This is a genomic window from Planktothrix rubescens CCAP 1459/22 (assembly GCA_904830895.1).
GTDB classification, from domain to species: Bacteria; Cyanobacteriota; Cyanobacteriia; order Cyanobacteriales; family Microcoleaceae; genus Planktothrix; species Planktothrix agardhii.
In genome coordinates this window covers 4,795,979-4,819,401 of record LR882958.1, presented here as the reverse complement: position 1 = coordinate 4,819,401, position 23,423 = coordinate 4,795,979, and the positions used below count along the sequence as shown (strand labels likewise).

Here is a 23,423-nt window from a genome sequence, read left to right as displayed (position 1 = left end):
TCAGATAGAGGTAGAAAACATGGTAATACAAGAAATTAAAGGTGAAGACCATATCGTTCAATACGATCCTGAATCCGTAACCATTTGTTTTCAAGGAGAACTCAGTTTAGGTGGGCCAGTTGAATATAAACCGATTAAAGACTTACTTGAAGAAGTAACCGCCACGGAACCTACAATCATGACGCTGAATTTGAGAAGTCTATCTTTTCTTAATAGTTCGGGGATTAGTTTGTTGTCAAAATTTGTCATGGGATTACGCAAAAGACCCAATATTCAATTAATTATTTTAGGATCTAAAGAAGTGGCTTGGCAAGATAAATCTTTACAGAATTTAAAGAAATTTTTACCTAGTTTAGAGTTAAAAGTTGAATAGTTTCTATTATTCCTATATAACTTAATCTCCTATCATCAGGCTTAATAATGCAGCTAAACCAAACCCAATAATTATAATTCCTGAAATCCGGTTAATCCATTGTAAAATATGAGTGTTAATTCTATCTTGAAATAAACTAACCCCACTGACTAAAATTAACCACCATAATCCCGATCCTAAAAAGACTCCTAAAACCAGGATTCCCGCATCCCAATAATTGTTTGTTATGCCTAAACCCAATCCAGCAAAAATAGCAATAAATGATAAAATAGTGATGGGATTGGTAATTGTTAGAAAAAAGGTTGAAGCGTAAGCACTTATCATTTTTTTCGATGTTTTTGCCACTTCTTCTGTTGGTTTTTCTAAGGCTATTTTAAATCCCAAATAACATAAAAATAATCCACCCATCAGTTTTAATCCCATTTGTTGACTCACCAAATAATTAGAAATGATGGTCAATCCAAATCCCGCAATAAAGCCATATAAAGCATCAGCAGTAGCGGCCCCCAATCCGGTAAAAAATCCCGCCCAATACCCTTGAGACAAACAACGACGAATACACAAAATCCCGATGGGCCCAACGGGGGCGGCAATGGAAAAACCAATGATTAAACCCTTAGCTAAAAAACTGATATCCATAATCAATTTAAGGACAAAAGGACTTAGATAGCCCTAAAGGGCTTACTACTATATGATCAGGAGGTAAACTCAGCATAACTCAAAACGGAACCATGATCACCCATAACACTTTAGTTTTAGCAACGGATTTAGATGGGACATTTTTAGGGGGTTCTCTACAGGAACGACAGAAATTTTATAACTATTTGCAGTCAAAACGCGATCGCTTATTATTAATTTTTGTCACAGGTCGTAGTTTAGAATTGACCTTGCGTTTATACGAAGAAAAAAACCTAATCATTCCCAGACCTGATTATATTATTGGGGATGTAGGAACAACCGTTTATGAGGGAAAAACCTTAACACCCGTTGCCCAAGTCCAAAATTGGATTGCCGATATTTGGGGAAATTCTAGCGAATTTGCTACCAAAATATTAGTCGATGAACCGAAATTAATCCTACAACCCCTATCCCCTAAATATCGAGTTTCCTATTATTATAAACCCGATCAAAATCAAGATCGAATCATTAAAAAAATTCAAGATGCCGGATTTGATTGTATTACCTCGGCGGATAAATATTTAGATATTTTGCCCAAAGGTATTGCTAAAGGTTCAACGTTGCTAAAACTAATGAATTACTTAAAAATTGCTTCCCATCAAGTGATTACATCTGGGGATTCCTTAAATGATTTACCCTTATTTGAAACCGGACTTAAAAGTATTGCGGTAGGAAACTCCGAATTAAAATTACTCGATAAAATCAAACCTTTAAAAAATGTTTATTATAGTAATTTCCCTGGAGTTACAGGAATTTTTGATGGAATTCAATATTATAATCAAACCTTCTAAAATCTGATGGGCTTTATGATTCAAGATTCTACTATTATGTCTGACTCCTCAGTATCAAATGAACCCTTAACTTTAGCCATTTTAGGTGCGGGGGCTTGGGGTTCAGCCCTCGCCCAATTAGCTCGTTATAATGGTCATACCGTCCATTTGTGGTCACGGCGTTTAGATAATTCCTTAGCCGAAAGTATTGACTCCATTGATGTCTTAGTTTCTGCAATTTCAATGAGAGGAGTTGCCGTCACCATCGAACAACTGCAAACCCTAAAATTACCCGATAAAATCCCGATTGTCACCGCTACAAAAGGTTTAGATCCTGATAGTACCCTAACTCCTTCCCAACTTTGGGGAATGGGGTTTTCTGACCATCCAATTGTAGTTTTATCTGGGCCGAATTTATCCGCAGAAATTGAACAGGGTTTACCCGCCGCCACGGTGGTAGCGAGTGAAGATTTAGAGGCGGCAAAGATTGTGCAACAGGTATTTGCTTCTAATCGCTTTCGGGTTTATACCAGTTTCGATCCGATGGGAACAGAATTAGGAGGAACCCTAAAAAATGTAATTGCGATCGCGGCGGGGGTTTGCGATGGGTTACAGTTAGGAACTAATGCTAAATCGGCATTATTAACTCGCGCCTTAACCGAAATTATTAGAATTGGAACCCATTTAGGGGGGAAAACAGAAACGTTTTTTGGATTATCCGGTTTGGGGGATATGTTAACCACTTGTAATAGCGCTTTAAGCCGTAATTATCGGGTAGGTTATGGATTAGCAAAAGGCAAAACCTTAGAACAAGTATTAACGGAATTAGGAAGTACGGCTGAAGGTGTAAATACTACTAATGTTTTAATTGAAATTGCCCATCGGGAACAGATTCCCATACCAATTTCCTGGCAAGTTTATCAGCTTTTAAATCATCAAATCACCCCCCAAAAAGCCGTAGAAGCCTTAATGGAAAGGGATTTAAAACCCGAATTTTATCGTTAGAAGGTGAAGGAAGAAACCAATTAGGTATCAGACCCAGCACTCCCAGGACTTACGCAAAACAACCATATCTAGTAGGGGCGAACGGCCGTTAGCCCCTACAGATGGTGTATAATTGGGTATTCTGCGTAAGTCCTGACTCCCCTCAAGATTCCGGTCAAACCAGACACCGTTTGATTGTTAAAGATTTTTCTGCTAATCTCTATCTATAGATAGAGGCACGACTAGAGGAGAGTCCCCTATATTGATAAGCGTACTGGGTGCAATCCTTTATTCCCTCTGGTTAGTCTGGTGGAAACAGAGAGTCAATTCAATCGAGTTATCGATTGTGACTCTCTATTATTTTTTGGGGGTTATTTTGTCGGAGTCTATAGCGCTACGCATTAAAGTTAGGACACTTCTAAATCCTGAAACTCATTCACTGCTTACTGATCCGGTGTTCCGGTGTTCCGGTGTTCCCTAGTGCGTAGCGCTATAGTGGGACAAATGGAAAATATCTGCAAACACTTCCCGCTCAGATAAAATTCGCGTAGGATTTGGCGAATCATACACCACTAATAAACCGGGTTGTCCTAAACTATTAAAAAGTTCTAATCCGTCTGCTTTATGGGTAGTGTTGACTATCATTATTTTGGCACTGCTAACTAGCAATATTACTTATAAGCAAAAACAGAAAAACCTTTAACAGTATATGAAGAAAAAGATGTTAGTCATGGACGAAACATTTGCAGAAAAAATTAAAGCACATTGGTTAATTGAAAATCAAGTACATTGGGTCAAAGATGTGAATTTTAATAAAAATAATGGCTATCTTTTGTTATCAATAAATATCAAAATCGTTCATGTTTAATATTTCCAAATTATTTGATAGAAACTAGAGAGAATTTGACCGAAAAAATCATCAATTTTTTTTGAATATAGCGATCGCATTTTTGAAAATGAAAAAACCCTGCCGTGCACGGGGGGTTGTTCCGGTGTTCCCTCTCTCAACTAGGTAATTTATTTTGTGCAATTACTTATATGAATAACTCAGAAATTGTGTCTCATTCTTTTGATAGATGATTTATGAAATGCTTTTCTATATAATCGGGAGTACAAATAGCTTTATCAATAAAAAATGTCTAATTTAATTGAATTTTATCTTTTCGCTCCTTATAACAAAGAAGTAGCTTTAATCGGAAATTTTTCTAACTGGAAAGATATTCCGATGCAAAAGGATGACAAGGGTTATTTTCGGACTCAAGTTGAGTTAGAAGACGAAATCTATCAATACAAATTTCGAGTCCGTTCAAAAAGTTGGTTTTTAGAACCCGATGAGTGGATAGAAGTTGTTGACCCCTACGCCACGGATATTGATGATGCGACTCAAAACGGCATAATTAGGATTAAAGATGGGGAAAAAATTGTTGATACTTATGTTTGGAAAAATGATGACAAACCCTTACCCCCCGATCATAAATTAGTGATTTATGAAATGCACGTCGGGGATTTTTCGGGAGGAGAAGATGATATCCATTCCCGGGGTAAATATCAACACGTTATGGAAAAGTTAGATTATTTGTATGAATTAGGGATAAATGCGATTGAATTAATGCCTGTTAAAGAACATCCAGGGGATCATAGTTGGGGATATAATCCTCGCTATTTCTTCGCGTCCGAGTCTAGTTACGGCACAACGGAACAATTAAAAAACCTGATTGATGAATGTCACGGGCGAGGAATTCGAGTGTTAATTGATGGGGTTTATAACCATTCCGAAGCATCCTGTCCTTTAACTCAAATTGATCATGATTATTGGTATCACCATAGCCAGCAAGATACGGAATATAACTGGGGCCCAGAATTTAATTATGAACACTATGATGAAAAATTAGGCACTTATCCGGCTCGGAAATTTATTGGGGATACGGTAAGATTTTGGACTAAAGAATATCATATTGATGGTATTCGTTATGATGGAGCCAAGCAAATTGGCAACTATGATTTTATGGCTTGGGTCGTGCAGGAAGCTAAACAGGAAGCTGGGGTAAAACCCTTTTATAATGTGGCTGAATATGTGCCGGAAACCCCCACTATTACCAACAGTGATGGGCCGATGGATGGCTGTTGGCATGATAGTTTTTATCATACTCTCACGGATCATTTATGTGGCGATACCTTTGATTTAGAACAACTTAAAGACATTTTAGATGGTAAACGTCAAGGGTTTATGGGGCCGAATAATATTGTAAATTATTTGGGTAATCATGATCATAATCGCTTAATCGTGGAATTAGGAAATCGGGGAATTTTTGATGATGAAGTGTTTAAACGAGTGAAATTAGGGGCGGCATTATTAATCACGGCCGTAGGTATTCCGATGATTTGGATGGGAGAAGAATTTGGAGAATATAAACCCAAAACCTTTGAATCTGCTAAACTGGATTGGAAATTACTGAAAAATGACAGTAATCAGAGTTTATTTGAACATTATAAAGGCTTGATTTTTCTACGGGAAACTAATCATGCTTTATATAGTGGCAATATTGATTTTTTCCATGAAGATCCTGATAATAAAGTTTTAGCTTATACCCGATGGAATGATCAAGGTTCTCGGATTGTGGTGGTTGTGAATTTCTCTGACAATTATTTTGCAGGTTATCAAGTTTCTCACTTCCCAGCCAATGGAACTTGGCATGAGTGGACAAGTAATTATGATATTCAATCGGGAGATGATAATATTATGATCGATTTACCTGAATATGAGGCTAAAGTTTTTGTTTGGAAAGGATAAACAGGAGGGTAATGATTTGCCCACATCCTCTCTTACCCATTAATAGTTTATATAGCAACCGCCAAGGCAGTTAGGATACCAGATGGATCTTGGAACCCAGACGGTGAAGTATTTTCCCCCCTGTTCCCTCCCCCCCTAGCCCCCCGTGTACGGGGGGTTTGGGGGGGCTGTTCCCAGATCCGGCGTTCCCTGCTATAGCACCTAACTCTGCTCAATTTTTTGGGCTTGATAGAGTTGTTTAAACAGACGTTGTTGTTGATTATGATCGACAATAGGTTCGGGATAACCGCAGGATTTGCGATCGCGAGTTGATATCTTTCCAGTGACTAATTGTTCTATTTCTAAACTTCTTAATTCTGGCAACCATTGGCGAATATATTCGGCTTCGGGATCGAATTTTTGGGTTTGACTGGCGGGGTTAAAAATTCTTAATGGTTTAGTATCCATTCCACTGGACGCACTCCATTGCCATCCCCCATTATTAGCAGCTAAATCTCCATCTATTAGGGTTTGCATAAAGTATTTTTCTCCCCATTGCCAATTAATAATTAAATCCTTGGTTAAAAAATTAGCCACAATCATCCGACATCGGTTGTGCATCCAGCCACTTTCATTTAATTGTCGCATGGCGGCATCAACAATTGGATAACCTGTTTTTCCTTCGCACCAGGCTTGAAAATGTTGTTCATTATTATGCCAAGGAAAGGTTTTAAATGGTTCTCGATAGGGGCCTAATTCTAATTCGGGAAAATGATATAAAGCGTGTTGATAAAATTCCCGCCAAGCCAATTCCTGTTGCCAAGATTGAATTTGCTTTCGGGCTTCATCACTGCGACAAGTTTCTATCGCTTCGAGGGTTTTTTCCCAGACTTTTCTAATACTAATTACCCCAAATTTCAAGGCTGCACTCAGTTGAGATGTGCCATCAATGGCGGGAAAATTACGCTGTTCGTCATATTCATATAAAGCGCGATCGCAAAATTCCTCTAGGCGTTCTTGGGCGGCTATTTCTCCAGGTTCCAAGATTAAGGAATTTTCCCAAATAAAGCCTAATTTTGGGGCGGAAGGTAAGGGAATAACGCCGATTTTTTCGGCTAATTCCTGTTCGGATTCAGTTAAACTAATTAAGCTGGGAGAGAGGGGAGGTTTTGGTTTAGCTTTCGGTTTAAGATTAAAATTACGCCAAAAAGGAGTATAAACTTTATAGGGTTCTTGAGATTGGGTAAAAATTTGATCCGGGGGGTGAAATAACTGATCCCAAGTCGTTTTTGTAATAATTCCCATCGAATTTAATGCTTCTGAAACGATGCGATCGCGTTCTCTAGCCAATGGTTCAATATCTAAATTAAAGTAAACAGCTTTCGCTTTTAATTCCCTGGCTAATTTAGGAATTATTTCTTGAGGTTTTCCCTCTAATATTAATAATTGACTTCCTAGTTTTTGATATTGTTTCTGTAGATAGTCTAAACAACCAATCATATAGTGAACCCGGACTGGAGCAATATCATCTCGGTTTAAAATATTGGGATCTAAGCAAAATAAACCGACCACTTTAGAACTATATTCACAAGCATTGAACAGTCCTAAATTATCATCAATTCTTAGATCTCGTCGATGCCAAAATAAAATTAAATCTTCAGACATGATTGGATTTCAGTATATAAACTCTCTTTATTTTATCCTATTTTAATTAAAATTAATAATTAGGATTGAAGATTAAATATTTAAAAATGGTTTAGCTAATAGAAAACTAGAAATAGTTTTAGCATCTACAGGTTCACCATCTAAAATTGCTTGTTCTAGTTCTTTTGGAGTCATTAAAACCGTCTCAATATCCTCATCCTCATCCTGTTGCGGGGGCGTTTCTAATTTTTCTAAATCTTGGGCTAAAAACGCATAAATAATTTCATCACAATAACCGGGTGCTAATATAAATTGTCCTAATTTTTGCCAGCGATGGGCGCGATATCCGGTTTCTTCTTCGATTTCTCGCTTAACAGTTTCGGCGGGATCTTCATTTGGTTCAATTGTTCCGGCGGGAAATTCTAAAGTTCGTCCGGCGACCGCAAACCGATATTGTTTGACTAAGACTAATTTACTTTCTGAAGTCACGGGAATAACTAACGCCCCCCCGGGATGACGAATACATTCCCAGTCCCCTTCTACTCCATTAGGAAGACGTAAAGTATTGACATCAAAACTAAACTTTCGTCCTTGATAAAACAGACGATTTTGTAAAATAGTTGGGGGTTCCGATCCGGGTTTTGTCATAATATTTTAAGAGTAATTAGGGTTAAAAAAATTAAAGTTTTTGAATTCCTGAACAATCAACGGTTTCTAGGAGTTGAAAGACAGTTTTTTGTGTCACCGGATCAATCCAATTCGGGGCGATTTCCGCCAGAGGAATTAATACAAACGCCCGTTCTCTCATCCGGGGATGGGGAATTTGTAAGGTCGGTGTTTCCCAGATTAAATTATCAAACAAAAGTACATCTAGGTCAAGGGTTCTTGGCCCCCAAGGTTCTCGTCGCACCCGCCCCAGTTGGATTTCAATAGCTAATAGTATTTCTAATAGACTATCAGGTTTGAGTTGAACTTCCAGAATAGCACAACCATTAATATAATCCGGCTGTGGAGGGCCAACAGGAGCGGTTTGATACCAACTCGAACAGGATTTAACTTGGATCTGGGGATGCTGATTTAGGAGAGTTAATGCGGTTTTAACTGTTGTTTTAGAGTCTCCCAAATTACTACCAAATGCGATCGCAACGGGGCTATACTTCATGGTTTTAAATAGAGGGAATAGTAATGGGTAATGGGTAATGGGTAATTGGTAATAGACTGAAATACTGATAGAGACGCGCCATGGCACGTCTCTACACTGATTAACTTCCTCCAGCAAATTGAATCGGACTACCTGGTTGACCAATATTAGTATCAAATTTAAAATCAGTGATACCATCAAGAATTGCAATCAATTCTGTCTCTTTTCCAGTTAATAAATATATCGCTGTTCCTTGGGGTAAATTTTCCGGGGCGGGGGCTGGTAGATAATTACCAGGGCCTAAAAGAATCACATCTTCGGTGGGATTAAAATTAACAATCAGCGCATAATCCACAAATCCAATGATACTTCCTGCCCCATTAACATAATAGGTTTGAGTTCCGTCTCCCAAAACAAAGGTATCATTCCCCACTCCTCCGCTTAAAGTATCAATTTCCACAAATCCCGCCGGTTGAGAATTCGGGTCAACCCCAGTCAAAACATCATTTCCTTTATCACCACTGACAAAATCATTGCCAGCACCGCCAATCAGGGTATCATCGACTTGACCTCCATAAAGGCTATCATCACCTTTACCACCATTGATTTGATCACTTTGCTTATCCCCTTGGAGAAAATCATTCCCTAGACCCCCTACAAGGGAATCTTCCCCCTGACCACCATAGATAAAATCATCATCCTCTGCTCCGAGTATGGTGTCATTATCCTCGCCGCCATAAAGGGTATCGCTACGCAGTCCCCCATTCATACTATCGTCACCTTTATCACCTATAATTAGATCTCGACCATCCTCACCTAATAGGCTGTCATTATTAATCCCCCCATATAAGGTATCGTTATCCGCGCCTCCATTGATTAAATCATCACCTTTATTTCCTTGTAGTAGGTCATTTCCCCCTTCTCCGACCAGGGTATCGTTATTTTGACCGCCATAGAGAATATCATTACCTGCATTCCCATTCAGAGAATCATCTCCGGTAAATCCTGAAATCAGGTCATCCCCCCCTAAACCAGCGACTAAATCCGGTCTATCAGTTCCTAACAAGGTATCATTTCCCTCGCTTCCCTGAACCAAAGAGGACGTGATCGGAGTTGGTGTGGGAGTTGTCGGGGTAGGAGTTGTTGGCGTTATAGGGCCTGTGGGAGTAGGAGTTGTCGGTGTGGGAGTTGTCGGTGTGGGAGTAGGAGTTGTCGGTGTGGGAGTAGGAGTTGTTGGTGTCGGTGGTGTCGTGGGTGTGGGGGGAGGTGAAGGGGGAAGGGTGGGAATTGGGGGAGTTACGGGGGGCTGAGGTTGAGGAATAACAGGGGTAGGAGGTTCAAGAATATCACCAGTGCCCTCCCTACCTTGGGGAATTGGAGAGAGAATTTCGACCTTTGGGTTAAAGCTGATGGTAACTTCAGGTTGATTATGAAAGGAAGGACTAGAGTTTAACAGATTAAATACAATATTTGTGCTATTATTTTCTCGAATACGGTGGGCTTGGAATTCATTCATAGAATTAACCTCGGTTCTCGGTTAAGATTAGCTTAATACTTATATATCTCATAAGTTGAACAACTTGTAAAATTTTTTTTGATTAATTTTCTATTTATTCATGTTTTTTAAATATTTTCAAAGCTCGATTCGACTTTTTTTCAATATAAATATTTTAAAAGTTTCCGTTCGTTTTTTCCTGGCGATCGCTCTTTTTTTATTCATTAATTTTCAACAATCTTGGAGTCAGGGTCTACCCCATTCCCCTGAAATTCGGGGGGTTTGGTTAACTAATGTTGATAGTGATATTTTATATTCTTCCCAGCATTTAACTTCTGGATTACAACGCTTAAAATCCTTAAATTTTAATACCATATATCCGACTATTTGGCAAGGAGGTTATACCTTATACCCCAGTCCCGTTGCTCAAAGAGTGTTTGGAGTTGCAATTGATCCTAACCCGGGATTGAAAAAAAGAGATGTTTTACAGGAAATCGTGACTCAAGGACATCAACAGAATTTTACTGTTATTCCCTGGTTTGAATTTGGGTTTATGGCCCCTGCTAGTTCAGAATTAGTTAAAAAACATCCAAGTTGGCTCACTCGAAAACAAGACGGTAGTTTGATTAAAAAAGAAGGAGTTGAAGAACGGGTTTGGTTAAATCCTTTCCATCCTGAAGTTCAACAATTTATTTTAGATTTAATTGCTGAAGTTGTTAAAAATTATAATATTGATGGGATTCAATTTGATGATCATTTCGGTTTACCTGCGGAATTTGGCTATGATGATCATACCATTAAATTATATCAAAAGGAACATAATGGACAATCTCCTTCTCCTGATTTTTATGAAACCTATTGGGTCAGATGGAGAGCCGATAAAATTAATCAATTCATGAAAAAAACCTTTGAAACCATCAAATCAATTAAACCCAATTGTATTGTATCTTTATCCCCAAATCCTCTACATTTTTCCTTACCTGCTTACCTACAAGATTGGTTTACTTGGGAAAGAAAAGGATGGATAGAACAATTGGTTTTACAGATTTATCGTCCTGATTTAAACCGATTTATCACGGAGTTAGAACGTTCAGAAGTCACCTTGGCAAAAAATCATATTCCCGTAGCCATTGGAATTTTAAGCGGGTTAAAAAATCGTTCAACTCCGATGAATATTATAGAACAACAAATAGCAGAAATCCGCAAACGTAAATTTGCTGGGGTATCTTTCTTTTTCTATGAAAGTTTATGGAATTGGTCAGAGGAATCTGAACAACAACGTCAACAAAAACTAAAACATTTATTCCCCACTTCTGTCAAACCTGATTAAAATAGATTTTGCGACTACCCTATCAAAAAATCAAATTATTTTTTAGAGCAAATCGGATTAACTCTGTACGATTATTACTATCTGTTTTCCTTAATAAACTACTCACATATTTCTCAACAGTTCTGGGACTTAGGTGTAAGTGATCGCCAATGGCAATATTAGAGAGTCCTTCGGATAACAACTCTAGGACTTGATGCTCTCGTTCGGTTAGACTAATCTTTAAAGCGGGTTGTAACCTCCTTGCTACAGGATCTAAATCCCCATCAGGGAAATCCGCAACCGGATCAGATAGACGGACTCGCCATTCCGACTCAATTAATTGCGATCGCTCTAATAAAGCCCGGATCACGACCCCCAACTCCTCTAACTCAAAGGGTTTGGGCAAATAATTATCACATCCGAGTTGATACCCTCGAATTCGTTCTTTGGTACTGGTATGGGCGGTTAAAAAAATCACCGGAAGCAGACGAAAAACAGGACGAGCACGGACTTTCTTGATCAGTTCATAGCCATCCATCTCAGGCATACCAATATCTGTCACGATCAGGTGAGGCTGATATTGCTCCACTAGGTGCAGCGCCTCCCGACCATTCTCCGCGGCAATTACCGAATAGCCCGAAATGTCCAAGTAATCACTAATCGAGAGGCGAGTCCCTAAATCATCATCAACAACTAGAATTGTTAGAGGCATAGGGGCAGAGGGTCAGGGGGAGCAGGGGCAGGGGAGGTAGGGGGGCAGGGGGAGCAGGGGGAGTAGGGGAGTAAGCGGTGCGAGCGTCCTCGCTCGCTAATAATCAATACATCAATACCTCAACAATTAATAATTGAAAATCAGCAGTTACCAGTGAATACTTGCCATTAAGGATGCTGGTTTTCCTGGATTTCCTACTAATAACACCCCTCGTTGATTGGTAGCTAAATGTCGCAGAATTTTATAAATGGCTTCAATTTGATCGGGGACTCCCGCCTTTTGAGCCAGGGTTTCCAGAGATAGAGCTTTACCTGCATCTTGGAGGACTTGAATAATTTTATGTTGTAATTCCAGAACCTCTGCGGCTGCTTTTTTCCCGGCTTCAACCCCCGGTTGATGGTAAGCGTTAATATTGACTAAAGACGCATATAAACCCACCGCCCGCTCATACAAAGCAATTAACGCGCCAACAATTTCGGGGTTAACTTCTGGAACCGTAATGGTAATTGAATCCCGATGATTTTCATACAATGCTTGCCGGGTTCCGAGTAAAAATCCCGATAAATAATCCCCTGATGTTACACCAGGTTCTACTTCAATAGAAGGCAAGGATCGATCCTGTAAGACTTCAATAAAGGTGGCAAAAAAGTTAGGAACTCCGTCGCGTAATTGTTGAACATAGGCGTGTTGATCTGTTGATCCTTTATTGCCATAAACCGCAATTCCTTGATAGACAATATTACTATCGAGGTCTTTTTCTTTCCCTAAAGATTCCATAACTAACTGTTGTAAATAACGACTAAACAACAGCAAACTATCTTTATAGGGTAAAACCACCATATCTTTTTCGCCCTTACCATTTCCGGCATAATACCAAGCTAAGGCTAATAAGGCCGCCGGATTGGTTTTTACCTCCGGTTTACGGGTAGCGATATCCATAGCTTTCCCCCCGGCCAACATTTCCCGAATCTCAATCCCCTGTAGGGCCGCAGGTAATAGCCCAACGGCCGATAATTCAGAAGTTCGTCCCCCCACCCAATCGGCCATGGGAAAGGTGGTTAACCAGCCTTCAGCATGGGCCTGTTGATCGAGTTTACTGCCAACACCCGTAACAGCCACGGCTTGTTGGGCAAAGTTTAAGTTTTGGGCAGAAAAGGCATTTCGTACCTCAATCATGCCGTTACGGGGTTCTGGAGTGCCACCGGACTTAGAAATGACCAGCACTAGGGTACTTTTGAGGCGATCGCCAATTTTAGCCAAAACCCGATCGATGCCTCTAGGATCAGTGTTATCAATAAAATGAATATTCAGGACTGGGTGATCTGGGGCTAGGGCTTCCGCCACAAATTCAGGCCCCAAAGCCGATCCGCCAATGCCAATGGATAAAATATCAGTGAATTGGGCTGCGTTTGGCGGTTTAATCTCCCCTTGATGAATCTTGGCCGTAAAGGTTTCTATTTTTTCTAAGGTTTCAACAATTTCTTGCTTGAGATCCTGGGTTGGGGCTAGATCGGGGTCACGCAACCAATAATGGCCGACCATCCGGTTTTCATCGGGGTTGGCGATCGCTCCTTTTTCCAAGGCGTCCATAGCTTTAAAAGCCTGATCAAACTTGGGGGATAAGGATGCAACAAAATCATTGTCGAATCCCATCCGACTAATATCCAGGTACAGTCCTAAGCTGTCGTGGTAGTATAGCCAATCTTGGTAGCGTTGCCAGAGTGCAGTGGCATCCATAGTCTTAAATTCCGCTATATTAATTTTTAGCTTAAAGTATAATGGGTTTAGATTAACTCTTTTTCGGTTAACAATTAAAGTTGACACTCCCCGCGTCTAAAGCCGGGGGATTCTTGAAGACTCCACAAACGAAGTTTCAATGGTGCTGGCAAAAACACCCTAGACGCTCAAAACAACTACCAGTACAAGAGGTATTGTAATTGCGCTTACTTTTGATTTTTTTAACGCTTTCCGAGTCCATCACAACGCCAATTAGGTACGCTCAACATCCTGCCATTATTCGCCCTTTAACTATTCCAAATCAAGTTGGATATGTCCGTTGCCGGGATTGCTCCGCACTAGGATGGTTCAACACGTAGATGGTTATTCTTACTTGCTTTGTCTTCATCATACCACTGTGGCTGAAGCCACACAGTCGTTTCACAGGATTTAAAAATCCCTACCGACTTATCCATGAGTCTGAAGCCAGGGGCTTGCGTCTCGTTTTTTGGTCAATGCTGTCTCTTGATCCGTTAAACTGAAATGTGCTTGCCACCGGATCTATAAATATGGCCAAAATTCTTGCGATCGCCAATGGAAAAGGGGGAGTGGGTAAAACCACAACCGCCATTAACCTGGCCGCCATTCTCGCCCACAACTTTAGCACCCTTTTAGTCGATACAGACCCCCAGGGTTCGGCTTGTTGGTGGGCTGAACAGGGTAACGGGGGAGAAATGCCCTTTGAGCATTCTTCCGAGACTGATCCCAGTTTACTGTCTCGATTGAAGCAGGTAAAGGACTATGAATTGGTAGTGGTCGATACCCCTCCAGCTTTAAAGTCCGATGCGTTATTAGCCGTGATACAGGTAGCCGATTATTTGGTATTACCAACCCAAGCCGCCCCGATGGATTTAGTGGCTTTAATTGAAACCGTCAGATCGGCGATTACCCCTTCTAAAGTTCCCCATCGGGTCTTGATGACTAAAGTTGACCCCCGCAGTTTAGGGGATGCTTTTGATGCCCAAAAATCCTTACAAGAAGCGGGGATTCCGGTATTTAAAAACATTATTCGCGCCTATAAAGCCCATGAACGTTGTCCATTGGAAGGGGTACCAATTATTCAAGCCAAAAGTCATAATTCCAGGGAAGCCGCTTCGGATTATCGACGGGTAGCGGTGGAATTATTGAGGAGTTTAACAGAAAACAAAATTATTTAAACTTAATTTGATTAATTTGATTCTGTAACTCCTCAATTTGTCGGCGCAAATCATCGACTTCATCTTGAGATTTTTCGGCTTTCACATTAACCGAACCCTCTGCGGTAGCTTGTTGATAATTACCGGAACGAATTTTACTATATTCAACTGAATCATTCCACTCTTTTAAATATTGAATTCGTTCCACGGGAAAGGGATGACTTAACATCATGCCTTGACCCCCATTATAAAATAAAAACTTATAGACTTGATTTAAACCATCTTGATCTAAATCGCGATATTGTTCGGATTGACGAATAAATTCATCTAAACTACATTCATGGGCATATTTTGTACTCACTCCCGCTAATTGCATCATGGATTTCATCACGGATTTGAGATCATCCGTTACTAATAATGCCGCTCGGTCTGCCGATAATTCGGCTTTTCTTCGCCATTCATAAAAGGCATAAATTAAGCCACTATTGACTAAATTTCCTAACCCAAAAGTTAATTCCCCAATCATTGAAGCCACACCCATCGCCCAAATTGACATCTGATTTAAAATCGGATGACCACATTTTATATGTCCTAATTCATGGGCTAAAACGACCCTTAGTTCGGCTTCATCTACTAAGTCTAAAAGACCCGTATTCAAAATAATATAGGGGTGTTCCTGTCCGAGAGCATAACTATTAACTTGGGGATTTTGAGAGACAAATAAACCCGGTTCGGGAAAGATATCTAAATCCCTCACACATTCGCGAAAAACATGATAAATACTAGCATATTGTCTGGGCCCTACTTGGAGAGCATTTCCCATTAAGTAAACATATTGAGGACGTTCATAGATAAATTCAACAAATTTACTGGCGATTAAATCAAAGCCTGGAACACTTCTTAAAGCAACTTCTGCTTCTTTATCCAGGGGATGACGAAAGGCTTCGCTAGAAATTCCGGTGTAAGTTGGCATAATAATAATTTACAGGTCATGTTAATACAATGTTGAAAACCCCCAAGGGCTTACGACCTTTTGGATATTCTAATAATGAAGTCATCTGAAGTGCAGGCTCCGTCTGCTGTTGAATCAAACGGAGCCAGAGCCTCCCTGTTCGCATTCCCAGGTGGAACCTGGAAGATGGAACGAGAGGAAAGTCGCCGGGTTTCTAAACCGTTTTTTACCCTAAGAAGCCACTCTTGCGGTGCTGCGAGGACGACGACGACCTGTTAGTTTTGTAGCAGGTTCTTCGTCGGGAATTTGAACTAATAAAACCAACAAAGGATTACTAGCAATTTCACGGCGCAGGACACGCTGGATTGAACGTTCGACTTGAACTTTTAACCCTTCCCAATCCACTTCTTTAATTTCTGAGTCAAAAGTGCGGGCAAATTCTGTCCAACGTTCACTTAAAACCGTCTCAATAGTTTGGGTTAATTGTTCTTGTAAAGAAGCCTGATTAACACTATTGACAACCCCTTTTAAATGAATCTCAGGCCGTGCCAATAATTTACCATCGGTTCCCACAGCTACGGCCATTGTAACTATCCCTTCTTCGGCTAACTGACGCCGTTCCTTCATGGTTTCATCTTTAACCACCCCAGAGCGAGAGGCATCCACAGGTTCAATTCCGGCTTGAACTTTACCCGCAATTCGGATTGATTCTTTAGTTAATTCCACCACAAAACCGTTATCAATTAACACCATATTTTCTGCTGGAATCCCCATACTTTGGGCCGTCTTTTGGTGTTGAACTAACATCCGGTGTTCTCCATGCACAGGAACAAAGAATTTCGGACGAGTTAAAGCTAACATTAACTTCTGATCTTCTTGACATCCATGACCGGAAACGTGAATCCCTTTGTCCCGTCCATAAATCACATTTGCTCCCTGGATCATCAATTTATCAATGGTGTTCACCACTGCAATTGTATTCCCAGGGATCGGGTTAGCTGAAAAGACCACGGTATCGCCTTGCTTAATATTAATTTGACGATGATCGCCGTTGGCAATTCGCGTCAATGCCGATAAAGGTTCACCTTGAGATCCGGTGGTTAAAATCAGTAATTTATCATTAGGAATCCCACTAATTGCATTCAGGGGCACAAATATCCGATCTTCACATTTGATATATCCTAATGTCCGAGCGTGGGCAATCACATTTAACATGGAGCGACCCACCACCGATACCAACCTTCCCTGCTTTTGAGCAATATCTAAAATAATATTTAGACGGTGAACAGAGGAAGCAAAAGTTGTGACTAAAATCCGACCCTGAGCTTGGGCAAAAACTCGCTCCAAGTTGGGATAAACGGAACTTTCCGAAGGGGTAAACCCTGGAATTTCGGCATTTGTAGAGTCACTTAATAGACAGTGAACCCCTTTTTCTCCGTATTCGGCTAACCGTTGGAAATCAAAAAATTCTCCATCTACAGGAGTATGATCAATTTTAAAATCTCCCGTATGAATTACCACACCCACAGGAGTAGTAATGGCGACGGTAAAACTATCAGCAATGGAGTGGGTATTGCGAATATATTCTACTAGGAAATATTTCCCAATTCTGACCATTTCCCGGGGACGAACTGAGCGTAATTCCGTGCGATCGGCAACGGCGGCTTCTTCTAATTTTCCTTGTAATAATGCCATCGCTAACCGAGGGCCATAAATTACCGGAATATCAAATTGTTTGAGGTGAAAAGCAATTCCTCCAATATGATCTTCATGACCATGGGTAACAATCATCCCCTTGATTTTTTCTTTATTTTCCCGCAGATAGGTAACATCGGGTAAAACAATATTAACGCCGTGCATTCCATCAGTTGGAAACGCTAAACCCGCATCTAAAATCACAATTTCATCTTCATATTCAAAGATGCAAGTGTTTTTTCCGATTTCATGTAATCCCCCTAAAGGAATAATTTTCAGAGAACCGGAACTAAATACCGGAGTTGAAGTGGGGGTAGCCATGGTTGAGCTTTTTTTTCTAATCACGGGAGTGTTGCTGTTTTTAATCATGCTGATCCTTTTTTGTTAGGGGTTGACAATTGAAATAATCAAGGCAAAATTTAAGAGTTGATAGAATTTCCAGAATTATCCTAATTATTTTGAAAATTCTGTCAATCAGGAGTGGATATTTAGTTTTCACAAAGCCTAGAAAACTGTGCCGAGATCCTACTTAACTAGATTTAATTGACTCAGCACGTCCTTCAATGCGTTTGTCACTTCAGCCGTTGGGTCACACAAAGGCAAACGGGTCGATCCCACATTCCAGCCTAGCAAGTTAAGTGCCACTTTCAACGGAATCGGGTTGGTGGTGACAAACAAGGCTTTAAACAACCCTAATAACCGGATATGGATGTCAGTTGCTACTTGTATTTGACCCGCTTCAAAGGCTTGAATCATCTGTTGGAGTTGCGTTCCCACTAGATGACTGGCGACGCTGACCACCCCGGAACTGCCAACGGCTAACATGGGCAAGGTCAGAGAATCATCTCCAGAGTAGATCGAAAATTCCGAAGGTGTCAACCGTCGAACTTGGCTGACTTGATCTAAATTGCCACTGGCTTCCTTAATCCCCACAATATTTTCAATCTCCGCCAAACGCGCTACCGTTTCTGGGAGGAGATTTTGTCCTGTGCGTCCGGGTACATTGTAAAGCATAATTGGCAAATCGGGACAGGCCTGGGCGATCGCTTGGAAATGCCGATACAAACCCTCCTGGGGGGGTTTATTGTAATACGGGACAACCTGTAATGTGCCGTCTAATCCCAGTTTAGCTGCTTTTTGGGTGGCATTGATCGCCTCTTGAGTACAATTCGATCCTGTTCCAGCGATCACCTTAGCCTTGCCTGACACCGCCTTCTGCACGACTTGAAATAACTCGTATTCTTCATCCCAAGTCAAGGTCGGAGATTCCCCCGTAGTTCCGCACACAACTACGGCATCGCTTCCGGTGCTCACCAGATGGGCGGCCAACTTTTCCGCCACTGCATAATTCACACTACCGTCTTCGTGAAACGGCGTTACCATAGCCGTTATGACTCGTCCAAAACTTACCATTTGTCTTTAATATCAGTTATCGGTGTTTCCTGCGTTTGTCATGGTTAAAACCTCAACGCCGTAAACCTAAAAGTTGTTTTTCCACTAACAATTCAGCAATTTGCACCGCGTTTAATGCTGCACCCTTGCGAATTTGATCACCACAGAGCCACAATTCTAACCCACAGGGATGGGACAAATCCTGACGAATCCGACCTACTAACACCGGATCACGTCCACTCGCATCAATCGGCATGGGGAAATAGTTGGCTTTGGGATCATCCACCAGTTCCACTCCGGGGGCGGTGCTGAGGATATGCCGGGCTTTTTCTACACTCAAGGGTTGCTCGAATTCTAAGTTAACCGCTTCTGAATGGGCGCGTAACACGGGAACCCGCACACAAGTTGCAGAAATCATCAGATCACTGACCCCAAAAATTTTGCGGGTTTCATTAATCATTTTCATTTCTTCTTCACAATAACCCAATTCATTAATCGGTGTGTTGTGAGGGAAAAGATTAAAGGCCAAGGGATAGGGAAAAATCTCGGTTTTGGGTGTTTCTCCTTGCAAAATGGCTAAAGTCTGTTGCTTCACTTCTTCCATAGCCCTAGCCCCGGCCCCACTTGCCGATTGATAGGTAGCAACAACCATCCGGCGAATCGGTTGTACCTGATATAATGGCCAAACTGCCACCGTCATTAAAATCGTGGTGCAGTTGGGGTTAGCAATAATCCCCTTATGGTGGTTAAGAGCCTCTGGGTTAACTTCCGGGACGACTAACGGGACATCGGGGTTCATGCGGAAGGCACTGGAGTTATCAATCATCACCGCCCCGGCCGCGACTATTTTTGATGCCCAAAGCTTAGAGGTTGCTCCTCCAGCCGATGCCAACACAATATCAACATGATCGAAGCTGGTTTCCGACACCGCCTCAACGGGCAAGTTTTCCCCCCTAAAGGTTAAGGAGGTTCCCGCCGAACGGGGAGAAGCCAATAACTTTAACTCCCCCACTGGAAAATTTCGACTTTCCAGGAGTTCGATTAACTCCGCCCCGACCGCACCCGTTGCCCCTAGAATGGCAACTCGATAAGAATTTGACAAAATTGTAACCTCCGTGATCAAAAAATAGTATTTTTAATAAATCTAAATTTTTATAGGGCGTAAAACTTTTGGGTTAATAATTATTAATCGTTTGGGTAGGGGCTTAATCTCCCTTATCTATTATAGTTTGGCCGTTCCGATTCCGACCAAAATCTAACAAAATCTAATAAATGGTCACACAAGGGCGCATAATCAGTTACGATCACTATTTGATTACATAAACCGACATTAGCAATTTTAACTTGCTAATCCGGTGATTATGGTTCCCCCGCGAGTTAAATGTGTTGGGGGTGTTGAATTCAGAATATCACGATTTTTTATGAAAGTAACCCAGGAAAAACTTCCCGCAAGTCAAATTGGATTAGACATTGAGATTACCCCTGAAATGTCTAAAAATGCTTATGAGCAAGTTGTTCGGAAGATGAGCCGTTCGGTGAATATTCCTGGGTTCCGCAAAGGCAAAGTGCCTCGCCACGTTTTGGTTCAGCGCTTGGGTCAGGAACGAATTAAGGCGGCTGCGTTGGATGATTTGATGAACCAGTATTTACCCAAAGCTGTCGAACAGGAGAAGATTCCGGCGATTGGCAACTTTGAGCCCCAAGGCGATATTGATCAACTGATTCAGCAATTTGAACCCGGACAAACCCTGACGATTAAAGTGGTTGTGGATGTGGAACCCGAAGTTCAACTCGGTGAATATAAGGGCTTAACTGTCCAAGCCGAAGAAGTTAAGTTTGACCCCGAACAGGTAGAACAGGTATTAAAACAGGAACAGGAAAAAAGAGCTACCTTAATTCCGGTTGAAGCTAGACCCGCCCAATTAGGGGATGTGGCGTTTGTTGATTTTAAAGGGTATTTTACCCAAGAGTCGGAAACGGACGAACCTGAAGAAATTCCGGGTGCTAAGGGTGATAATTTCCAAGTAGATTTAGAGGAAGGTCGGTTTATCCCTGGTTTTGTTGATGGCATTGTGGGCATGAATTCGGGGGAAACCAAAACCTTAAACCTAAAGTTTCCCGATCAATATGGGGATAAGGATGTGGCTGGGAAAGATGCCACTTTTACAATTACTGTCAATGAAATTAAGGAAAAAGAACTTCCTGAGTTAGATGATGATTTTGCCGAAGAAGTCAGTGAGTTTTCCACTTTGGCAGAACTGCGGGAATCTTTGGAAAAGCGCTTTCAAGGGGAAAAGGATGATCAAACTAGAGCCAATAAACACAAAGCTTTAGTCGAAGCTTTGGCGGAAACTATTGAAGTCGATTTACCTGAAACCCTGATTCGTCAAGAAGTTGACCGACTGATTACCGAACAGGTGATGCAGTTGAGCAAGATGGGGTTAGATGTTAAACGGTTATTCACGGGGGAAATGGTACCTCGGCTACGGGAACAAGCTCGTCCAGAGGCGATTGACGCTTTGAAACGTTCTTTGGCCCTGAAGGAAGTGGCTAAACTAGAATCTTTGACCGTCACCGAGGAAGAAATTAAGGCTGAAGCTACAAAAGTTCTTGCCGAACTCAAGGGTCAAGATGTTGATCCTCAAAGGTTACTCGCTTTTGTTACGGAAGATTTAGTTCAACAAAAAACCTTCACCTGGCTGGAAGAAAACTCAACGATTGAGTTAGTTCCCGAAGGGACTTTAACCCCTGAAGAAGACGATGAAGACTATGAAGACGATGAAGACGATGAGGAAATTGATAGTACCGAAGAAGAATAATCTGCGGGACTATTAAGCCAATCTAACTCAAGAATAAAGATGGGAGTGTGGAAACGGGCGCGTCTCCCGTCTTTGCGAGGGCAGGCTTCAGACCACCAGAGGAAACACGACTCAGGGGAATAAATTCCCCTGAAAATCTTAAAAAGATGTGCTATAGCGCTACGCGCATACGTTAGGACGATTTATCAAGGCACCATCCACGCATTCTCTGACGGTTTTAAATTCCTTTATCAAATCCGGCTTTATCTACATGAACTTTTCCCTTGCTTTCTATTAGCTCTATTTTAAGAAATCAGCCAAATTAACCAGAAGAAGAAAAGGGTTGGGATTGATGCAATGAATCAATCCCAACCTATACTTTTAATTTAGCTTTCATTCGATAGCGTACAACTCATAATCAGGGACTTTTTCGTTGGAGCTTCACGTTAGTTACCAAAGCATACTTGAAGAGCTCCGCTATTATCACCCAAACCCCCATCAGCATCATTAATTCTCATAGCAATTTGGCTGATCGGTTGATTCAAGCTTTGGGGTGAACTTATCCATTGATTACCACTATTGGGAAGTTGAACGAGCAAGGCACCAAATGGTGAATTTCGATCTGCTTTATTGTCATTATAAGGCGCTAATATGTTTGCTTCTTCTCCTGCATATCCACTCGCACCTACAAAACTATGATTTCCCTGTAATATTGTCCAAGCTCCTGTGATACCGACTATACGACTAAACTGACCCGGTAAATTGAAAGTTTGCCATCCATTTTTTGAATCAACAGAAACGCAAGCAGGACTGCTAGGTTGTACACTCTGTCTTTGGTTTTCTTCAACTAACCGAGTAATTGTATTTTTAGCATCATTGGCAACTGCAAATGCCCTGTTGTAGGCAGCAATGGGATCTCCTATATACCGCTTGACTACATAAATGTTATACTCAACCCACGAGCCACAAGTGTCAGTATTTGCCCATCCGCAACTTCGAGATCTTGCCGAGGCACCACTAACTTTAATCTTACCCGCATCTTGCCCTGCTGCTGTAACTGATGTTACAGTATTTTCAAAGATCCGTTCCTCTTCTTGAAGAGTGCTAAGTTTTGCTTGTGCCTCAATTAGTGCTGGACCAGAAAGTACTGTTGCTTTTGCTTGAATCTCAGCTCTGGTTTGCTTTAGCTCTCGCAACTTCTCTGTAGCTTTAGTGACAACAGATGCCTGTCCCCCTGCTGAAAGTTGACTTACGCTTGGCAAGTTTCTGTCACCAGCAACACTAATGATTTCAAGGATTACCTCCGCAATAACGTACTCTGGTTCTGTTGCCTGAATAATAACTTCTGGAAAGTTTTTGGGGCTCCCGCCCGCATTAACCTTACCGCCACCTGGAGTAACTGTGTAACACAGCGTTCCAATAGTTGGATTGGACAGGGTTCCACATCGTGCCCCAGGAACTCCTGCGGGCAGTGCTTCGGCTTGAGATTGAGCAGTCAGGGGACTTGACAATACTGCCAAAGCCATAACCATCCAACTAAACTTGAATAATCTTTTGGTTTCCATAATACGGTTTAAGATTGAGTATTTGTCGCCTTTTGTTCAGAAACACAAGGCATTTTTGTAGGAACGAATTGCCTGACAGGGTGACAAGCCGGTCAAAAGCCTTACCAGTATGAGATGCGGGCAACTTAGGGTAAAAAATATCTAATTACCGATTACTCTTACAATGATAACTGATTACTCTTACAATGATAACTGATTACTAATTACTGATAACTGATTACTAATTACTGATA

General features: G+C 41.2%; 21 protein-coding genes. 8 read left to right on the top strand and 13 right to left on the bottom strand.

What is annotated here, in order from left to right; all coding sequences use genetic code 11:
- Positions 1–19 precede the first annotated feature (19 nt).
- Positions 20–373: a slr1659 superfamily regulator gene (locus NMG86_RS21820; RefSeq protein ID WP_026787665.1), complete on the top strand. Its 354-nt coding sequence runs from the start codon at positions 20–22 to the stop codon at positions 371–373.
- 21 nt (positions 374–394) lie between these two features.
- On the opposite strand, the gene NMG86_RS21815 is transcribed toward NMG86_RS21820, so the two are convergent.
- A complete protein-coding gene (locus tag NMG86_RS21815; protein ID WP_026796500.1) occupies positions 395–1,012 on the bottom strand; it encodes a LysE family translocator in 618 nt (205 codons plus the stop codon).
- Between the two features lie 92 nt (positions 1,013–1,104).
- On the opposite strand from NMG86_RS21815, the gene NMG86_RS21810 reads away from it, so the two are divergent.
- A complete protein-coding gene (locus tag NMG86_RS21810) occupies positions 1,105–1,842 on the top strand; it encodes an HAD-IIB family hydrolase (protein WP_026796499.1) in 738 nt (245 codons plus the stop codon).
- A 36-nt stretch (positions 1,843–1,878) separates the two neighbouring features.
- The gene (locus tag NMG86_RS21805) at positions 1,879–2,826 is read left to right on the top strand and encodes an NAD(P)H-dependent glycerol-3-phosphate dehydrogenase (protein ID WP_026796498.1); all 948 of its coding nucleotides are present in this window, start codon (positions 1,879–1,881) and stop codon (positions 2,824–2,826) included.
- A gap of 456 nt (positions 2,827–3,282) precedes the next feature.
- Here NMG86_RS21805 and NMG86_RS21800 read toward each other — a convergent pair whose 3' ends face one another.
- The gene (locus NMG86_RS21800; protein WP_144018136.1) at positions 3,283–3,450 is read right to left on the bottom strand and encodes a DUF3616 domain-containing protein; all 168 of its coding nucleotides are present in this window, start codon (positions 3,448–3,450) and stop codon (positions 3,283–3,285) included.
- An 85-nt stretch (positions 3,451–3,535) separates the two neighbouring features.
- Between NMG86_RS21800 and NMG86_RS21795 the strand changes: the two genes are divergently transcribed.
- Together NMG86_RS21795 and NMG86_RS21790 are read left to right on the top strand one after the other, a co-directional pair.
- Complete coding sequence (locus NMG86_RS21795; protein ID WP_158442131.1) at positions 3,536–3,673, top strand: hypothetical protein; 138 nt, start codon at positions 3,536–3,538, stop codon at positions 3,671–3,673.
- Positions 3,674–3,940: 267 nt separating this feature from the next.
- Positions 3,941–5,596: an alpha-amylase family glycosyl hydrolase gene (locus tag NMG86_RS21790; RefSeq protein ID WP_026796497.1), complete on the top strand. Its 1,656-nt coding sequence runs from the start codon at positions 3,941–3,943 to the stop codon at positions 5,594–5,596.
- Positions 5,597–5,797: 201 nt separating this feature from the next.
- On the opposite strand, the gene NMG86_RS21785 is transcribed toward NMG86_RS21790, so the two are convergent.
- From NMG86_RS21785 to NMG86_RS21770, 4 genes are all read right to left on the bottom strand, one after another.
- Positions 5,798–7,240: an FAD-binding domain-containing protein gene (locus NMG86_RS21785; protein ID WP_026796496.1), complete on the bottom strand. Its 1,443-nt coding sequence runs from the start codon at positions 7,238–7,240 to the stop codon at positions 5,798–5,800.
- 72 nt (positions 7,241–7,312) lie between these two features.
- Positions 7,313–7,867 (bottom strand): NUDIX hydrolase, encoded by a 555-nt coding sequence (locus NMG86_RS21780; protein WP_026796495.1) that lies wholly within the window; start codon positions 7,865–7,867, stop codon positions 7,313–7,315.
- Between the two features lie 31 nt (positions 7,868–7,898).
- On the bottom strand, positions 7,899–8,381 hold the full coding sequence (folK, locus tag NMG86_RS21775; RefSeq protein WP_026796494.1) for a 2-amino-4-hydroxy-6-hydroxymethyldihydropteridine diphosphokinase: 483 nt from the start codon (positions 8,379–8,381) through the stop codon (positions 7,899–7,901).
- A gap of 100 nt (positions 8,382–8,481) precedes the next feature.
- The gene (locus NMG86_RS21770) at positions 8,482–9,876 is read right to left on the bottom strand and encodes a calcium-binding protein (RefSeq protein WP_052338565.1); all 1,395 of its coding nucleotides are present in this window, start codon (positions 9,874–9,876) and stop codon (positions 8,482–8,484) included.
- 100 nt (positions 9,877–9,976) lie between these two features.
- On the opposite strand from NMG86_RS21770, the gene NMG86_RS21765 reads away from it, so the two are divergent.
- On the top strand, positions 9,977–11,185 hold the full coding sequence (locus NMG86_RS21765; protein WP_081694407.1) for a glycoside hydrolase family 10-like protein: 1,209 nt from the start codon (positions 9,977–9,979) through the stop codon (positions 11,183–11,185).
- A 22-nt stretch (positions 11,186–11,207) separates the two neighbouring features.
- Here NMG86_RS21765 and NMG86_RS21760 read toward each other — a convergent pair whose 3' ends face one another.
- Complete coding sequence (locus NMG86_RS21760; RefSeq protein WP_026787655.1) at positions 11,208–11,876, bottom strand: response regulator transcription factor; 669 nt, start codon at positions 11,874–11,876, stop codon at positions 11,208–11,210.
- Positions 11,877–12,023: 147 nt separating this feature from the next.
- Entirely contained in the window at positions 12,024–13,613 is a 1,590-nt protein-coding gene (locus tag NMG86_RS21755; RefSeq protein ID WP_026796492.1) for a glucose-6-phosphate isomerase, read from the bottom strand.
- A 548-nt stretch (positions 13,614–14,161) separates the two neighbouring features.
- Here NMG86_RS21755 and NMG86_RS21750 point away from each other — a divergent pair.
- Complete coding sequence (locus NMG86_RS21750) at positions 14,162–14,809, top strand: ParA family protein (RefSeq protein ID WP_043937730.1); 648 nt, start codon at positions 14,162–14,164, stop codon at positions 14,807–14,809.
- On the opposite strand, the gene NMG86_RS21745 is transcribed toward NMG86_RS21750, so the two are convergent.
- The 4 genes from NMG86_RS21745 to NMG86_RS21730 form a co-directional block, all read right to left on the bottom strand.
- Positions 14,802–15,761, bottom strand: a complete 960-nt coding sequence (locus tag NMG86_RS21745) for a M48 family metallopeptidase (protein ID WP_026795513.1) — start codon at positions 15,759–15,761, stop codon at positions 14,802–14,804. The genes NMG86_RS21750 and NMG86_RS21745 overlap by 8 nt on opposite strands.
- Positions 15,762–15,971: 210 nt before the next feature.
- Positions 15,972–17,756, bottom strand: a complete 1,785-nt coding sequence (locus NMG86_RS21740) for a ribonuclease J (RefSeq protein ID WP_026796491.1) — start codon at positions 17,754–17,756, stop codon at positions 15,972–15,974.
- Between the two features lie 204 nt (positions 17,757–17,960).
- Positions 17,961–18,848: a 4-hydroxy-tetrahydrodipicolinate synthase gene (dapA, locus tag NMG86_RS21735; RefSeq protein ID WP_026796490.1), complete on the bottom strand. Its 888-nt coding sequence runs from the start codon at positions 18,846–18,848 to the stop codon at positions 17,961–17,963.
- A gap of 52 nt (positions 18,849–18,900) precedes the next feature.
- A complete protein-coding gene (locus NMG86_RS21730) occupies positions 18,901–19,929 on the bottom strand; it encodes an aspartate-semialdehyde dehydrogenase (protein WP_026796489.1) in 1,029 nt (342 codons plus the stop codon).
- A 319-nt stretch (positions 19,930–20,248) separates the two neighbouring features.
- On the opposite strand from NMG86_RS21730, the gene tig reads away from it, so the two are divergent.
- The gene (gene tig / locus NMG86_RS21725; RefSeq protein ID WP_026796488.1) at positions 20,249–21,646 is read left to right on the top strand and encodes a trigger factor; all 1,398 of its coding nucleotides are present in this window, start codon (positions 20,249–20,251) and stop codon (positions 21,644–21,646) included.
- Between the two features lie 425 nt (positions 21,647–22,071).
- On the opposite strand, the gene NMG86_RS21720 is transcribed toward tig, so the two are convergent.
- Positions 22,072–23,190, bottom strand: coding sequence for a hypothetical protein (locus NMG86_RS21720; RefSeq protein ID WP_026796487.1), 1,119 nt, complete (start codon positions 23,188–23,190; stop codon positions 22,072–22,074).
- Positions 23,191–23,423 lie beyond the last annotated feature (233 nt).